This window comes from Bacillus sp. TCT6, assembly GCF_056033845.1.
Genome location: NZ_JBVYHX010000001.1, coordinates 2,621,575 through 2,638,215 on the forward strand (window position 1 = coordinate 2,621,575; position 16,641 = coordinate 2,638,215).

At 34.8% G+C, this 16,641-nt stretch carries 12 protein-coding genes and 1 other annotated feature; of the genes, 5 read left to right on the plus strand and 7 right to left on the minus strand.

What is annotated here, in order from left to right; genetic code table 11:
- Positions 1-13 precede the first annotated feature (13 nt).
- Positions 14-1,117, minus strand: a complete 1,104-nt coding sequence (gene proB, locus AC0ONG_RS13430) for a glutamate 5-kinase (RefSeq protein ID WP_000744802.1) — start codon at positions 1,115-1,117, stop codon at positions 14-16.
- A gap of 139 nt (positions 1,118-1,256) precedes the next feature.
- Positions 1,257-1,467, minus strand: a binding site (T-box leader).
- A 340-nt stretch (positions 1,468-1,807) separates the two neighbouring features.
- Here proB and proC point away from each other — a divergent pair.
- Entirely contained in the window at positions 1,808-2,626 is an 819-nt protein-coding gene (proC, locus tag AC0ONG_RS13435) for a pyrroline-5-carboxylate reductase (RefSeq protein ID WP_000360725.1), read from the plus strand.
- A gap of 178 nt (positions 2,627-2,804) precedes the next feature.
- Here the strand turns inward: proC and AC0ONG_RS13440 are convergent, their stop codons facing one another.
- Positions 2,805-4,445, minus strand: a complete 1,641-nt coding sequence (locus AC0ONG_RS13440) for a M20/M25/M40 family metallo-hydrolase (RefSeq protein WP_086398346.1) — start codon at positions 4,443-4,445, stop codon at positions 2,805-2,807.
- A gap of 74 nt (positions 4,446-4,519) precedes the next feature.
- Complete coding sequence (locus AC0ONG_RS13445; RefSeq protein WP_086398347.1) at positions 4,520-5,269, minus strand: IclR family transcriptional regulator; 750 nt, start codon at positions 5,267-5,269, stop codon at positions 4,520-4,522.
- A gap of 267 nt (positions 5,270-5,536) precedes the next feature.
- Here AC0ONG_RS13445 and AC0ONG_RS13450 point away from each other — a divergent pair, with 267 nt between their 5' ends.
- The 3 genes from AC0ONG_RS13450 (at position 5,537) to AC0ONG_RS13460 (ending at position 8,555) form a co-directional block, all read left to right on the plus strand.
- Complete coding sequence (locus tag AC0ONG_RS13450; protein WP_000079994.1) at positions 5,537-6,961, plus strand: amino acid permease; 1,425 nt, start codon at positions 5,537-5,539, stop codon at positions 6,959-6,961.
- 339 nt (positions 6,962-7,300) lie between these two features.
- Positions 7,301-7,648, plus strand: coding sequence for a VOC family protein (locus tag AC0ONG_RS13455; RefSeq protein ID WP_000589588.1), 348 nt, complete (start codon positions 7,301-7,303; stop codon positions 7,646-7,648).
- 448 nt (positions 7,649-8,096) lie between these two features.
- On the plus strand, positions 8,097-8,555 hold the full coding sequence (locus AC0ONG_RS13460; RefSeq protein WP_025989052.1) for a VOC family protein: 459 nt from the start codon (positions 8,097-8,099) through the stop codon (positions 8,553-8,555).
- Between the two features lie 300 nt (positions 8,556-8,855).
- Here the strand turns inward: AC0ONG_RS13460 and desA are convergent, their stop codons facing one another.
- The 4 genes from desA to AC0ONG_RS13480 form a co-directional block, all read right to left on the minus strand.
- Positions 8,856-9,887 (minus strand): Delta(5) desaturase DesA, encoded by a 1,032-nt coding sequence (desA, locus tag AC0ONG_RS13465; RefSeq protein WP_000171500.1) that lies wholly within the window; start codon positions 9,885-9,887, stop codon positions 8,856-8,858.
- A gap of 306 nt (positions 9,888-10,193) precedes the next feature.
- Positions 10,194-12,581 (minus strand): immune inhibitor A domain-containing protein, encoded by a 2,388-nt coding sequence (locus AC0ONG_RS13470; RefSeq protein WP_000727453.1) that lies wholly within the window; start codon positions 12,579-12,581, stop codon positions 10,194-10,196.
- Between the two features lie 289 nt (positions 12,582-12,870).
- Complete coding sequence (locus tag AC0ONG_RS13475) at positions 12,871-13,701, minus strand: VanW family protein (RefSeq protein ID WP_001028246.1); 831 nt, start codon at positions 13,699-13,701, stop codon at positions 12,871-12,873.
- Positions 13,702-14,187: 486 nt separating this feature from the next.
- Positions 14,188-15,861 (minus strand): alkaline phosphatase, encoded by a 1,674-nt coding sequence (locus tag AC0ONG_RS13480; protein WP_000935910.1) that lies wholly within the window; start codon positions 15,859-15,861, stop codon positions 14,188-14,190.
- A 293-nt stretch (positions 15,862-16,154) separates the two neighbouring features.
- On the opposite strand from AC0ONG_RS13480, the gene AC0ONG_RS13485 reads away from it, so the two are divergent.
- On the plus strand, positions 16,155-16,637 hold the full coding sequence (locus AC0ONG_RS13485) for a DUF2975 domain-containing protein (RefSeq protein ID WP_000809121.1): 483 nt from the start codon (positions 16,155-16,157) through the stop codon (positions 16,635-16,637).
- The last annotated feature ends 4 nt before the right edge of the window (positions 16,638-16,641 follow it).

A 16,641-nucleotide genomic window follows, 5' to 3' on the forward strand; every position in this document is an offset into this window, starting at 1 on the left:
TATTTCCTCCTTTTTAAAGTGAAACCCAATGATCCCTATGGATGACTTCATAACTATGTCTCTCGCCTCTTACTTGAATATCTTGGCTTTGCATACCTTTTACATCTCTTAGTTCCTCTGCACTATATGTGCATTGTCCTTTTCCTATTACGCGCCCTTGTTGCGTTACAACCTCTACAACTTCACCCACTTGGAAAAATCCTAATACATTCGTAACACCAGCTGGAAGTAAACTCTTACCATGCTGAATGATGGCAGTAGCTGCCCCAGCATCTACTTCAATTTGTCCGCTAACAAGCGAATGTAAGGCAATCCATTGCTTGTTCATCTTCATTTCTTTTTGAGGAGCATTACCAACATACGTTCCATCACCCTTACCCTTCAAAACATCTACAAACTTTTCCTGTCCACGTCCTGTTCCGATAAATACACTCACACCAAGAGAGAGCGCTGTCTTTGCAGCATCGATTTTTGATTTCATACCGCCAGTCCCAAGTTTTGAGCCAGCATCTCCTGCAAGAGAAGAAATTTCTTCCGTAACTTCAGGAAGAAAATAATATTTTTTTGCATCCGCATTTTTCTGAGGATTTTTGTCATATAACCCGTTCACATCCGTAAAGATCATAAGCATATCCGCCGAAACAAGCCCGCTTACTAAAGCTGACAGCATATCATTATCACCGAACGTCAGCTCCTCTAAGGAGATGGAATCATTTTCATTAATAATTGGAAGAGCGGAGCGGTTTAATAATTCTCCTAACGTAGCGTAAGCATTACTATATTGTTCTTTTCTAGAAAAATCACTTCTCGTCAGCAAAAGTTGCGCAGTAACGATGCCATATTTACGGAATTCCTCGGTGTACGCCTGCATTAACAAACTTTGTCCGACAGCTGCTGCAGCCTGTTTCCCTTTAATCGTTACAGGTCTGCTAGGATATCCTAGCGCTGAAAAACCTGCAGCGACGGCTCCAGATGTAATTAACACAACCTCGTGCCCATCTTCTTTCAACCGAGCCAATGCGGCAACGTGATCTGAAAGCTGTTCTGTAGAGATGCCTCCGTGACTATCTGCCAAGGAACTACTTCCAATCTTTACAACAACTCGTTGTTTTTTCACTTTTTTATCCCCCAAATCTAAAATCAAAGTTTTTTATAAATTACACTTCATTCACTTTGTAACTATATCTATTCTCATCAATGCTGCAATGAAGTATTTAAGAGCAAAATAAAAATGACCACTTCGCCCTTAATAAAATAAAAAGGACGAAACGGTCATTGTTCCGCGGTACCACCTTAATTGATATACATAGATATCCACTTGGTGCCTATAACGCAGGCGAACGCCTAAACTTTCATTTAAGACTCAGGGATAGGTTCGATATATTCTATACGAGGAATCTTTCAGCCGGTGAATTCCACTCTCTTTCGCAAGAAGACATATGTACTAGTTCCCTTCAACGATTTTCAATCTAATTTTTTTATATTATGCGATATAGTTCGATTCGGTGTCAAGAGGTATTTTTAAAAATAAATAGAGCCGCAAGTTATTTGTATGAAATTATCTCCCTACTGAATGAAAATACAAAATGATATAAGTTTAACTCATATTCATAAACATAAAACCTTACATTATAGTGTATATATTTACATAATGTCGAATATAATTAATTTTTATCTTTTAGTGTTGCAAAAAGGAATATATTCTCTTAGAATGTTTCTTTATATTGCACAGGGATGTTATTCTTATTCTAAGAAAATAATATCAAACCGATATAATTGATTATAAAAGGAGCAAAATTGAGTTATTATGGATAAACAAATTGGATTCATCGGTTGCGGAAATATGGGAATGGCTATGATTGGCGGAATGATAAACAAAAATATAGTGTCTTCAAATCAAATTATTTGTTCAGATTTAAACACTGCTAATTTAAAAAATGCTAGTGAAAAATATGGGCTAACTACAACTACCGACAACAATGAAGTAGCTAAAAATGCTGATATTTTAATTTTATCAATCAAACCAGACCTATACGCGTCAATAATTAATGAAATAAAAGAAGTAATCAAAAACGATGCTATCATCGTTACGATCGCTGCTGGGAAAAGTATTGAAAGTACTGAAAATGCCTTTAATAAAAAAGTAAAGGTTGTAAGGGTAATGCCTAATACTCCTGCTCTTGTTGGAGAAGGAATGTCTGCATTATGCCCGAATGAAATGGTGACAGAAAAAGATTTAGAAGATGTACTAAACATTTTCAATAGTTTTGGTCAAACAGAGATCGTAAGTGAAAAATTAATGGATGTTGTCACATCCGTAAGTGGTTCTTCACCAGCTTATGTATATATGATTATAGAAGCGATGGCAGATGCTGCTGTACTAGATGGTATGCCAAGAAATCAAGCATATAAATTCGCTGCTCAAGCTGTGTTAGGCTCTGCAAAAATGGTACTAGAAACAGGAATACATCCAGGTGAATTGAAAGATATGGTTTGTTCTCCTGGCGGAACGACAATAGAAGCTGTAGCAACATTAGAGGAAAAAGGACTGAGAACAGCGATTATTTCAGCTATGCAGCGTTGTACGCAAAAGTCTGTTGAACTATCTGGTCAAACTAAAAAGTAAAACTGTAAAAGAGATCGCGTTAGCTATGAATTCATATGAATTTAATTAGAAATTCACTACATGATAAACGGCCAAACTCATATATACTTGAGTTTGGCCGTTTCAGTTTTAATTATATTAAAATAATTTCATTCGAATCTTCTTTACAGGTTCTGTTTTATCCCTTACCTATTCCCTACTATGATTGTGTAATTTTATTAGAAACTAATAATTTTTCAATGCATTTCGGTAACATATCTAATAGCGTTTCAAATGCGTAGTTTACATCTAGACGTTCTGTCCATTGATGTGCATCTTTTCCTACCGGCCCCATATTTAATACTGGAACATCAAACTCTTCTAATTCCTGAAGCGGAATTGAATAACCTTGATCCCATAATGGCATATTGTCTACAAGCGAACTCATTGAATCCAGTGGATACTGCAAGCCTACATAACTTAAATCTGAAATCCCCCCAAAATAATTTTGGTTTTCAAATGTAATTTTATGATTGTAGTGTGCATACTTTTCCATTTCTACAACTACCTCTTTTATTAAAGGATTGTTGCGTGAACTCACAGCTGGATAGTACGGCGGAGCGAAGAAAAGTACAATCATCGGTGCCTTTTCTTTACATAAAATCGCTAATTTATCTACTAAATCAATGGTTACCGCACGATCATCTTTATCTCCTCTATTTTTTATAATATTAGATTGAATATGATTTATTTTTTCTCGTCCATGTTGCTCAATTGCATATGTGATAAGCTCTTCATAAGTTAATACATTTACTTTGAGATTAGGTGGTATAAATGGATTATATTTAGAAAAACGATATGCATGTTTTTCATACGACTCTTCTATTTTCTCTGCTACTTTCGTTACTTTTTGACGTAACAATGCAACTACATCTGTCATTGATTTTTCTAATAAAAACAAATTAAATAATGTAACTGCACGATGCGGAATTTGTACAGAATAATCCTCTTTTAAGTCCCTTTGAAGTAAGTTAGTTGGCGGAGGACTCGCTTCCCCTTCTACAATATCACAAAGGTCTGTGTTTAACTCTAATTCTGCTGTTATTAATGAAGCCATATAACTCCCATTTAACCCTGCAAAAGGTTCACCTACATGTGTCTCTTTTCCGTAGCAAAGAAAACCAGGTAACACTTTACCAATAGAGCCAGTGTAAATATACTTATTTTGGTCACCAGGATGTCTTGAAAACATAGGCTCTGAGTTTAAGACCGTTTTATAATCTAAGTTATGCTCTCTTGCTAAATCTAACAGTCTCGGAACAGCGGCCCTCATCCCTACAGAATTTACTTCTTCATCTGGTACAGCCAATAAAAGAACATTCCCATCAAATCTTTCTTCGCAAGCTTGCTCAATCATTGCCATTTGTAATGCGAGGCCGCATTTCATATCCATTGTTCCTCTACCAAACAGCCATTCTCCATGTTCTATATCTTCACGTACATGGTCTGGAAGTTCATCTTTATGAGAATAAAACATAGATGTTAACTTTTTAGGATTAAATGCATCTTCTTTCCACATTCCGTAATCTTGTACATCTACAACATCAAAGTGACTTACTAGAATTACAGTATTTTTTGTACTATCGCTTTTCTTTACTAGTGCTGTAACAAAATATCGTCCGTCCCCTGTCGGATTTTTTTGCAAATGGTGCGGTTTTTGTTTGAAATACTGTAAGTCAGATAATTGTTCCACAACAAAGTCTGGCAATATTACTTCAGCTTCTGAACCGGTAATACTAGGAATTTCAACAAGACTGCTTAATAATTGAACCAATTGTTCTTTTGATTGCCACTTTGACATATAAATCCCCCTATTTTCCGCATTATGAAAACTAATTCCATTATATGAATAAAAAATGACGACAGCTATCAAAATTATAGTTCTGATGTACTGCCGATTTTTATTGATATTTCATGAGCCGCTTGTTTTACCTTGCTAATAAGAAAAGATAGTCGATCATCATTAATACGATGACTAATTAACCCAACACTTAATGCTCCTACTACTTTATGATTAAATCCGATAATAGGTGCAGCTACTGAAGCTGTCCCTTCTGTTTTTTCACCATAACTGACAGCATATCCTTCATTTTTTATTTGCTTTATTTGATTAAGAAGAATTTGCTTTTGTTCTGGTAATGAAGGAAGTAAATACTCTACAATATGTTCCATTTCATTCGTTTTCATATTGGCAAGCATCGTTTTATTTGCAGCACCAATTGAAAGTGGAATTTGTTCTCCTAGATTATCGATAACTCGAATTTTTAAAGGACTATCAATTCTTTCAATGATAATAGAATGTGTTCCGTTTGGAATATTCAAATAGACACTTTCTTCCACTTCAGAAGCCAAACGTTTCATCACTTCTCTTGCAACAGATCTATAGTCTACCTTCTCCAATTGACGCAACCCTATTTCCATCCACATTGGTCCAATTTTGTACTGTTTTGTCTCTGTAATTTGTGTAACTAACCCATGCTCCATTAGAGAGTTAAGTAATCTATGTACTGTACTAACCGGGAGATGTGTTCCATCAGCTATATCAGAAATAGCCCAATACTCTTTTTCATTTGTAGAATTCAATAATTTAATAATACTTACCGCTCGATCAATGGACTGTACCATAACTCGCCTCAACTTTACTCGTAATATGTTAGTACGTTTAATTAACTATCAATTTAGCAAATATTCGAAATGAAATCAATCTATTTATTTAATTTTCTAACAATAAAAACATATCACTAATAACAAATTGAAAACGCAAACAAAAAAATATTGACTTTTCTTTTTAATTATCTGAAAATTATAACAAGATTTCACATCACGGAATACATTCCATAATACGGAAAAACACCAAACTTTATTCTATCAACTATGAAAGTGAGGAAAACAATGGCGCAAGTAAGCAATACAAACAATGAATTAAAACGGACGATGAAAAGTAGACACTTATTCATGATTGCACTCGGTGGTGTGATTGGAACGGGGTTATTTAACGGATCTGGCTTTATTATAAGTCAAGCTGGACCTGGCGGATCCGTACTTGCCTTTATGGCCGGTGGATTATTAATGTATTTCGTTATGCTATGTCTTGGTGAACTTGCTGTAGCCATGCCTGTTTCAGGTTCTTTCCAGGAATATGCCACTAAGTTCATCAATCCTGCAACTGGCTTTACAATCGGATGGTTGTATTGGTTAAGCTGGGCGAATACGACCGGTCTTGAATTTACAACTGCCGGCATTACAATGCAGCGCTGGTTTCCTGATATTCCTGTTTGGGTTTGGTGTTTAATATTTGGCGTTACAATCTTCACTATTAACGCATTATCTGCTCGTAGTTATGCAGAAACAGAATTTTGGTTTTCAAGTATAAAAGTATCTGCCATTATCGCTTTCATTATTCTTGGCGGCGCCGCTATGTTCGGTTTTATTGATTTAAAAGGCGACGAACCAGCTCCGCTATTATCAAATTTCGTAAATCATGGTGGTTTATTCCCAAATGGACTTGCCGCTATTCTTTTAACAATGGTTACAGTCAACTATTCCTTCCAAGGTACAGAACTTGTTGGAATCGCAGCAGGTGAAAGTGAAGATCCAGCAAAAACTTTACCTCGTTCTATTAGAAATATTATATGGCGCACGATGTTTTTCTTCGTCTTAGCAATCTTTGTTCTTGTTGCTTTAATTCCTTGGGAAGAAGCTGGATTAACAAAGAGCCCATTCGTTGCTGTTTTTGATAATATCGGTATTCCATATGCAGCTGATATTATGAACTTTGTTATTCTTACTGCTGTTCTTTCTGTTGCAAACTCAGGACTATACGCTGCTACTCGAATGCTTTGGTCTTTATCAAAAAACGAAATGGCTCCAGCCTTTTTAAAGAAATTATCATCACGTGGGATTCCTCTCAACGCTTTAATCATGACGATAGCTATTTCTGCTTTTTCTCTTTTGACAAGCGTAGTAGCTGCTGAAACGGTTTACTTATGGCTCATTTCAATTTCCGGAGTCATTACCATTATTGTTTGGATGTCAATTTGTGTTTCTCAATTCTTTTTCCGCAAACATTATTTAGCAGACGGTGGAAAATTAGAAGACTTAAAATTTAAAACACCACTTTATCCACTCGTACCAATTCTTGGTTTTGGATTGTATGGCATTATATTAATCAGTCTTATTTTTATCCCAGAACAACGACTTGGAATCTATTGCACTGTACCATTTATCATCTTTTGCTATACCTACTATCACTTTAAAGTTAAGAAAAGAATATCTACTAACACTCATAGTGAAAGTAAAATTAGCGAGACTATGTAATATTTGACGATACATAAAAGACCACACGTGGCGCTTCACTTCATGTATGGTCTTTTATCGTTCCTTCTTTCATTTCTCCCTACTATTGAAAGGATTATTTATAACACTTTAAGTTCTGAATTTCTCAGATGAACTATGGGTTGAAAAGTGAGCATTTCAATACCTTCCCCCCAGATTTCAAGTTTTGCCAATGATGATGTTGAAAGTGTTAATGTAGTAAATGCTACAATACTAGCAATTATGATTTTTACTGTTCATAAGTTGATGATTCAGCTTACTATTACTGTTTTGTTTTGATATATTTAATATATATTTAAAGACAGACAGGAGTTAGATACGATGATAAAAGGTTTCGGAGGAATATTTTGGAGAACTAAGAATCTTGATGTTATAAAAAAATGGTACAGTGAAGTGTTGAAACTTGATATAGAAGATTGGAATGGGACTGTGATTAAACCCCAGTTAGGAAATGAGACCATCTTTTCTTTCTTTACTGAGAATGACAATTATTTTCCAACAGAACAACAAGTAATGTTAAATTTCCAAGTATATAATCTAAACAAGACTATAAAGCATCTTGAGAATATTGGTGTACCTCTTGAAAAGAAAGAAGAAATGAGTGAATTTGGAAAGTTTATTTGGATTAAGGATCCTGAAGGTCGATTGATTGAACTTTGGGAGAAATAGGTGATTATACTTATCTACTATTAAGTTAACAGCCGCGTTAATACAACAAGGTAAATAAAAAGTCGATTCCTTTAACTCCACAGGAAATCGATTTTTTTGTGGAGTTAAAATTCTTAGCTTTGTAATTTCGCATTTTTCAAATTCTGCCCTATGGCCATCAACTTAAGAACATTAAAAAAGATGCTATTCTTACGAAAAGAATAGTGTTTTTCATTATTTTAATATGATTTCATCTGAATTTAATGAATATATCCCCTCTCCTACAAAAGTAGTAGAATATTCATTTAAACTTGCTACCTCAGTTGGATTTATCTTATTTCAATTTCAATATAATAGTAAGTAGGTATATCGGATATAGATGTACATTACTAGGCTTATACATATTTCAACTTTAGAATTACATTCACTATTCAATTGGTAGTTACCAATAAAGAAAGGAATGATCATAATAATACAGAACATATACGAAACTCATTTACATGTAAAAAATTTAGAAAAAGCGATAAATTTCTATCAAAACAAGCTAGGATTAACGTTAGCAAGAAAACTCTCCAAAAGAAGAGTGGCTTTCTTTTGGGTCGGAGAAAATAAAAAACAAATGCTTGGACTATGGGAAGTAAATAATATCGAAGACTTTGAGCCGAGACATTTTGCTTTTGGTGTAAATTTAGAATCTTTAATGACTTCTAAATCTTGGTTAGAGGAACGTGGAATAGAAGTGATAGGAAGTCAAGGAAAAGGAAATCAAGAGCCAATTGTCCAAAGGTGGATGCCCGCTGCAAGTGTATACTTTCTAGATTGTGATGGAAATAAATTAGAATTCATTTCTATGTTACATGAGAATCCAGATGAATTAGAATATGCATCTTATTTAAGTGTATGGAATGCGGAACACCAAGAAAAATGAATGAAATTTCCATTCAAGTCTTTTCTTATTTTTAGATATAATGTTGTACTATCCCCCTTTTGCTATTAATTTTCGTCGGATTTATGAACAGTTATCATAATGGAGAATTCATGACAACTCCACTTATTAACATAATGTATTTACTGTCACCTTATATTTGTACTTACGTACGAGCAATTCCTAATCTGCTTCAATTATAATTTGAATCATTTAATTTTTCTTCTTATCTGGCATCTACTCTTTAAACAAAAACTCCCCTTAAATCGAAAATGATTAAGGGGAGTTTTATATACGATGCAATTATAGTTCAGATTTCACCCGAACAGAAACATTATTTTTAATTATATTTTTGACATCTTTAAAGCTAACAAAATTGTTACTTTTCTCATCCCAAAGACGGAAACGTAGTGATTGTAAGCTTGTAGCAAGCGTAATCGTTGGTACATTTTTTAAAGGAAGCGTATTATTGTGTGCCTCTTCTAGTTTATAGTTAGGTACTCTTGGGCTTAAATGGTGAACATGATGGAATCCAATATTACCCGTTAGAAATTGCAAAATTTTGGGAAGCTTATAAAAAGAACTTCCTTCCACTGCCGCTTTCACATATTCCCAATCTTTATCCTCTTCAAAATAAGAATCCTCAAATGTGTGCTGTACGTAAAACAGCCAAATCCCTACTGAACCTGCTATTAAGAATATAGTACCATGTACTAACAGAAACGATTGCCACCCAATCGCCCAGCAAAGTATAGCTACTACAGCAACGATTAAAATATTTGTTAAATAAGTGTTCATACGTTCTTTTTTTCTAGCACCTTTTCGGTTAAATCTATTTTTAAGCAGGAAAACATAAATTGGGCCTAACCCAAACATAACGAATGGATTGCGATATAAACGATATGCTAAACGGAGTCTAAATGGTGCTGCTACATATTCATCTACTGTAAGCGTCCAAATATCCCCTGTACCCCTCTTATCCAAATTACCACTCGTAGCGTGGTGAATAGAATGCTCATGCCCCCACTGATCAAATGGGAATAATGTTAAAACACCCATACACGTTCCAACTATTCTATTTGCACGTCGACTTTTAAAGAATGAATAATGGGTACAATCATGAAAAATAATGAAAATCCTTGTCATAAATCCAGCGGCTAACAGTGCTGGAACTAATGTTAACCAATAAGAAACTGACAAACTTTTATAAGCAAGGTACCATAAAATAATAAATGGCACGATTGTGTTGATCAGTTGCCAAACACTTTTTTTAATCGTTGATTTTTCAAAAGGAGCAACTTGTTTTTTTAAATTTTTAGTATTTTCTAAGGTCATTGTTCTAATTCCTTTCCTTTTTGTTGCTAATTCATATTATAGCACACTATTAGTATCAGGTGTTAAAAGTAGCTATAATAAATATTTTATACTATGAAAATCTCTTTTTTCTTACTCATTACTTACAAATTTCTTACGTCCAAAATAGCTTCTATAATTGGACAGACGGAGCATTTTATGTATCAAAAAAACTTCATATTTTTCCAATAAGTACATAAAAAACAGCGAGTTTTTTCACAAGAAGAAAAAAGCTGCAATCAGTCAGTTTCACCGACTTATCGCAGCTTCTCTTCTTTTTACCTTATTTTATCGATGAAGCCAAACTGCACCTGCAGACTTGTCTTCAGCTTGGCCTACTACTTCAAACTTCAGTCCTAGCTTCGGTAACTTACGTCCTGCATCAGGAATAACGCTGTTGATGTATTGCTTAGAATCATCAAATTTTGCCACTCCTGGTAATCCTTTATAATCAAAGATACCGCGTGTTGGTGAATTTACTTTCCATGCTGGTGTTTGATCAAATGAGAATGCCGCATCGGCAATTTGATAACGCGTACTGCTCTTCACAGTAGGTTGTCCGTTTAATGTCCCTACAATTGCCTCTGGATGAGAATCTACTACTCCTAAGAACCCTTCACCTGGATGAACGCCTACCCAGTTATCTGTAAAGCTTTGATCCGCATACCATACAACCATTCCTGTATTAAATACTGGGCCACGTGCATGTTGTAACGCAGTGTCAGAACCAGCGTAATTTCTCCACTCTACATAGTAATTATGTTTTTTCTGTTCAAATCCGTTAGACACAGTAAAGCCTTTTAACGTCATTGCTGGCTGACCTTCTGCATCATCAGAGAAAACAACTTTTCCATCTACAGTTAAGGCTGCATTATCTAACGCAAATCCTTTATAAGCTACTGCAATATCTGTTAAGTACTCAAATTGCAGTTTTACTTTTTTCCCTTTGAATTGGCTTAAATCGTATGATTTATCAACCCATTTACCATCAGTTGTATCCGCGCCGCCTTTTACATCTTTTTCGCCCATTCTATCAATGCGTGTCTTCGTTCCATCTTCTGCAATCGCATATACGTCAAGGAAATCATACTTCGCTTCAAGTTCGTAAAATGCCTTATAATCGAACTTAGCATCCTTTGCATTTGTTAAGTCAAATACTGGTGTCTCAAGTGTTGTATGAATGTCATTTCCTTTTGTACTGTAATAGAACTTCTTACCAAACGCCGATTCGATATTTTTTATATCTTTGTCCGGCAAGTTAACACGAACAATTCCAGGTCGTTTAGATTTTGTAGTACTTTGATCTACATATGTTGCAACACCGATTCCTTTGCTAAGTTTGTCATAATCTACTTCAAGAATATTCGCCCAGTTCCCCTTCATATTCTTTTGGAAAAACTCTTTATTTTGTGGCGAGAAACTCGTTGGCTCTGTTCCTGCAATTTTTCCAGCCCAGCTACCACCACTCATAATAGACCATGACTCAACAGGTTCACCTTGTCCTGAGTACTTTGTATCATATTCATCTGGTAAGCCTAAATCATGGCCATACTCATGTGCAAACACACCAACTGCTCCGTCTTCAGGCTCGATTGTATAATCATATGCAGCCATCTTTCCGCCCCAGTTCGAAACAGAAGATTTCGTGCCATCAATTGCATATGGTTTTGAACCTAGTTTTGAACGATGTGACCAAATCGCATCATCTTTCAATTTACCGCCGCCAGCTTCTTGACCAACGCCAGCATGTACAACCATTAAATGATCAATAATGCCATCTGGCTCATTTTTATTTCCATCACCATCTTGATCGTATTGATCAAATTGGTCATAGTCTGCTAAATTGATTCCTTTTGCTACCGCTGCTTTTAATGCTTCTTTCACAAAATCTTTTGGTCCTAAAGGCCCCTTGTTATCATGCCCAGTACCCGCATCAGCACCATAATCTGATGCTTTTCCTGGAACAGTAAGCCACTCTGTTACAGTCCCATCAACTGTATAGCTACCACCAGATTGTTCTTCATAATATTGCTTAAATGTGTTAATCTTCGATCCATCAAATAAAGTGAATGGTTCATCACCAAATAACATTTTTTGATAATGTTCACGATTAAAGTCCTTAGAATACATGTATCCTGGCTCTTGATCAATATTGTTATGCTTAAAATCGCTAAATTCTACAAGTAAAACAAGTACTTTATCTTTTCGAACAGCTCCATTGTATTCTTCTTGCTTCGCTGATGTAGTAGGTACTTTTCCATTTAATTTCCCTGGATTCAATGCTGCACCTTGTCCAGCTACTGGGCCTACTTCAGGCTGCTGTGCCTGTTCATTTTCCTTCATTTTTGTATCTTTTACTTTTTTCATAAAATCAGAAGCTTCTTGTGTAAGACTATCTCCTGTTAAGATTTCTTTCCCAGGGTTTTCCCCTTTCTTTTTCTCAACATATTTTTCGACAGCCTTTGACGTCTCAGCTTGTGATGCAGATTGATCAATTACCCCCCGTTGTTTTAGCGCTTCTGCCAAACGCTCCTCCGGTATTAAGTGCTCATCTATTGGTAGAGATGATGTTGGTGTCTCAGCATAAGCTGCGTGACCTCCAAAAGCAAACGTACTACTTAGTACTGCTGCTGTTGTTAATACCGCTAATGGTTTTAATTTCTTTTTCTTTTTCAATGTATTTCCTCCCCAGTGTCTGCAAATTATCGTTTTTTGCCGATAACAACATAATATTCGTTATAATACGAATATTCAATCTTTTTCAACAAATAAAATGTTGAGAAATATTTTTTTATGCAGGGTGAAATACATAAGATATAAAAACAAACAGACTCTCCTATAAATAACAGTGAACTTTTATATGTTCTTAGTTACAATTAAAATCCAGTAAATCTGGGATTCATACTTTTTTAATAAAAATAAGAATTAAATATTTTCTATACTATTTAATCTATGGATTACCATATTACTCACTATTCTCATTATTACAAGCTAATAGTGGTTCGTACATCATTATAGCGTGATTCTCTGTTACATATTGATCTTCTATTAACTGTTTCTGTTGATTATATACTTTACGTTGAATCACATTATGTCGTATATAACCGCCCCAGTATGCAGGTTGAATTGAATGTTCTTTCTCATACACTTCATATTGATAAAGTTGCGGATAGACTGTTCTCCATTCACCAACTAAATATTCATCTGTCATATAAAGATGAAGTTGATACGGTTGGTCCGTTTCATTTTTAATTTGTAAATCCAAATAGTTATAGGAACAAGTTGCTCCACTCCCAAACGGTTGAGTTCGCCTAGAATCAGGAAAGACATCAAAGCTATGACGATATCGTTCTGTTACTGTCAGTGGTGTATGTAAAGTCATCCAATATATTAAATTCGAAAGCTGACAAAGACCTCCTCCAATACCTGTTTGAAAAGATCCGTAATGTAATACCATACCTTCTACATACCCTTTTTTCCTCGTAGGCTTACCTATTAAACGCCAGTAAGAAAATGTTTCTCCTGGTCTAATGACGATACCATTTAGTTTTTTAACAGCAATTTTCAAATTAACAACCTTATTCTGTTGATACCACATATCTACATCTTTGAGCTTACGGAGTAATATCGTTCGGTGCTGAATTGCTGTACAAGGTAGCTTTTCTTGTTGGAACCTTTTTGCATATGTTTTTCCGTCTGATAACCACTGAATATACCTCTTTGTAGAGTAATACCACGTCCCTAGCATAATTCGATACTTAGAACGCTGTTTAGGACGTAAGTGCACTATATTCATTTTATTCCCTCTCTCTTTCTTCAAATAAATTCTAATATATCTCTAATTCAATAAACTACAGTTTTCTTAGCGGCATAATAATTTTTGTAAATAAAAAACGCAAAAAAATAATAAATTTACTCTAGTGGAGATTTTATTTTGAGGATTGCTTTCTAATTATATGAAACTGCGCTACAATACGATAAATTGAAATAAACACATTATAAATATAACGGATAACCTTAAATAAAAAATAATGAAAATTAAAGAAATTCTAAAGTATTAATATATTTTTCGTAAATATTAATTGATAATACATTAGACTTTACTATATGTATAAATTCTCTATTCTACAAAACGAAATTTTTTAATGTAAGAAAAGAATATAATTCCCCTTTAACATTTATACAAGTCTCCTCTGAAAAACTTTACAAAACAATCCGAGCCCTTATATTTAGAATGAACACAAAAAATTGCCACCAGTTAGCTTAACTGGTTGGCAATTTTTTAACGAGAATGCTTTACAAATAGTTGAATTGCTTCTTGTGGTACATAGCACTTTCCATTACTCTCTACAATAATACTTCCTAATTCATACCCTTTACCATTGATACGAATTATATTTTTGTTACCAAATAGTTGTGCTTCTACTTTATTATGTTTTACCACAAGTAACGGGTTTACTCCTTCGGTTTTGTCGGCTGTTACAGTTGCACCGATTTTCTTAAAGGCTTGCTCACTCTCTAAAAATATTTTATTCGTTACTTCTTCTAAGTTAAAGCCCATCGCTTTGGCCATCGTCTTCGCAATGTCTGTATTCTGGATTAAGCCTTCTGGTTTTTGAGGTCCATAAGAATATAAGAATACATCCTCACCTGTATGTCCTCCTGTCGTAAAGCCGATATTTGCACGATTAGCCAATAATGTAGTAAGGATTCGTCCTACATCCATTTTCTTTTTTTCCGCTTTTAATTTTTCTTTTTCATCATGAGTTAGATTATCCAAACCGTATAGTTTAGCTACATCTTCTACATTTGATAAATCAGATTTCAGTTTATTTATAGTTCCTTCAAGTGTCATTTTCGCCTTTTTCAATGGATCAATGTATGCAGAAACCGGTGTAGTATTGTATCCTTTTGTCGTATTCCTATTCCCTATAGAGATGCCGCTGTTACCATGATCAGTTAAAGCGATAAGCATCGTATCCCCATCTTTCTTCGCAAATTGTAACGCCTTTGCTACCGCTTCATCAAATGCCAATACATCGCTAATAATCCCAATCGGATCATTAGCATGAGCTGCCCAATCTGGCTTACTACCTTCTACGAATAAAAAAAAGCCATCTTTATCTTTTGATAATGTTTGAATTGCTTTTTCTGTCATTTGAGAAAGTGTCGGTTGTTCTGGATTTGTTGCTATACGATCCATATCAAACGCAAGAGCATGATGTGAGAAAGAGCCCCAAATTTTATTAGATTTGGAGTTCAATAACGCATCTTTCGTTTCAACAAAATCGTATCCTTTGTCTTGAATCACCTTTACTAAATTTTCACCATCTTTTCGGATTCCATTACTTTTTATAGGTAGAAGCGCCGCTTTTCCCCCGCCTAATACGACATCTATATTTTGATATACTTGCTGCTTCGCAATTACGTTAAATTGCTTGCGATTGACATGGTGAGCTGAGAATCCCGCCGGAGTAGCATGCTGAATTTCAGATGTAGCAACAATTCCCGTTGCACGACCAGTACGTTTTGCACCTTCTAATACGTTTGCGACCGGCCGTAACTTGTCCTCTTCTTTTATTGGCTTTAAGCTAGGTGAATTTACAATAGAAGGTAGTACACCTACATATCCTGAATTCGATTTATTTCCAGTTGCTAATGCTGTTGCTGCTGGCGCTGAGTCTGTAATAGCTGATTCCGCCGAAAACGTACGAACACCTCCTGTTACAATTTGATCTAACGTAAGCGGTGCCCCTTTATACCAGCGAGCCAATGTTGTCGCCGTTGAACTAGTCCCGTCCATAACCATCATAATTATATTTTTAGGCTGATGTTCTACTTTTTTCACCTTAGCTTTGGCCGCATGATAATTCATCATACTTTCCGTACTTAATACGCTTACTATTATAGCTGCCACTAATAGCAACTTTTTTATCTTCACACCATAATTCAACATGATTGTTCCTCCATAAACTTTGCATTCATTTAAATACACCTTATTTCCTTTTCCATTCCAAAACCTACATATGTTTTATTAGTTCCCAATTCTCATAAAGCTAACAATAGTTACCTTCTCTTTCTTTAATTAAATATCGGTATGTTTCATCTATCTTATAAAAAAGATTTAGCATTCTTTTCATTAATTACTTGTTTAACAATAAATCCTCGATTAAAAGAAATAAAAATTTATTGTTAAACAATAAATTTCATGTTAAATTAATAAGATATTAAATAAATGAGGTGCTTTTTATGAAACAAGGATCCACACTCTTTTTAAAGACCGTTGTGATTCTGATCGGAATCCCTGTTCTTGCTATGTGCATTTTTTTAGTCCCTAAAATAGGAAATTTCGCCGCAGAATTATATCCAGATATTGCATATATTAAATATCTTGTATTTATCAACTTATACGCAACAGCACTACCTTATTACTTCGCACTGTACCAAACATTTAAGCTTTTAAACTATATTGATAAAAACAACGCATTTTCAGAGTTATCTGTTAAAGCTTTAAAAAATATTAAGTACAGCGCATTGGCAATTAGTGTATTATATGTATTAGGTATGCCACTTTTCTATCTTGTGGCAGAGAGAGATGACGCCCCTGGCATTATTATTATCGGAATGATTATGATTTTTGCTTCAATGGTAATCGCGGTCTTTGCTGCCGTTCTCCAAAGACTATTAAAAGATGCTATAGATATAAAATCAGAAAATGATTTAACGGTCTGAGGTG

What these genes read in the sequence shown, in the direction of transcription:
- AC0ONG_RS13485 (WP_000809121.1), top strand. Translation starts at nt 16,155, where the DNA reads ATGAAACAAGGATCCACACTCTTTTTAAAGACCGTTGTGATTCTGATC.
- AC0ONG_RS13475 (WP_001028246.1), bottom strand. Translation starts at nt 13,701, where the DNA reads ATGAATATAGTGCACTTACGTCCTAAACAGCGTTCTAAGTATCGAATT.
- AC0ONG_RS13450 (WP_000079994.1), top strand. Translation starts at nt 5,537, where the DNA reads ATGGCGCAAGTAAGCAATACAAACAATGAATTAAAACGGACGATGAAA.
- proC (WP_000360725.1), top strand. Translation starts at nt 1,808, where the DNA reads ATGGATAAACAAATTGGATTCATCGGTTGCGGAAATATGGGAATGGCT.
- AC0ONG_RS13445 (WP_086398347.1), bottom strand. Translation starts at nt 5,269, where the DNA reads ATGGTACAGTCCATTGATCGAGCGGTAAGTATTATTAAATTATTGAAT.
- AC0ONG_RS13455 (WP_000589588.1), top strand. Translation starts at nt 7,301, where the DNA reads ATGATAAAAGGTTTCGGAGGAATATTTTGGAGAACTAAGAATCTTGAT.
- AC0ONG_RS13440 (WP_086398346.1), bottom strand. Translation starts at nt 4,445, where the DNA reads ATGTCAAAGTGGCAATCAAAAGAACAATTGGTTCAATTATTAAGCAGT.
- AC0ONG_RS13480 (WP_000935910.1), bottom strand. Translation starts at nt 15,861, where the DNA reads ATGTTGAATTATGGTGTGAAGATAAAAAAGTTGCTATTAGTGGCAGCT.
- desA (WP_000171500.1), bottom strand. Translation starts at nt 9,887, where the DNA reads ATGACCTTAGAAAATACTAAAAATTTAAAAAAACAAGTTGCTCCTTTT.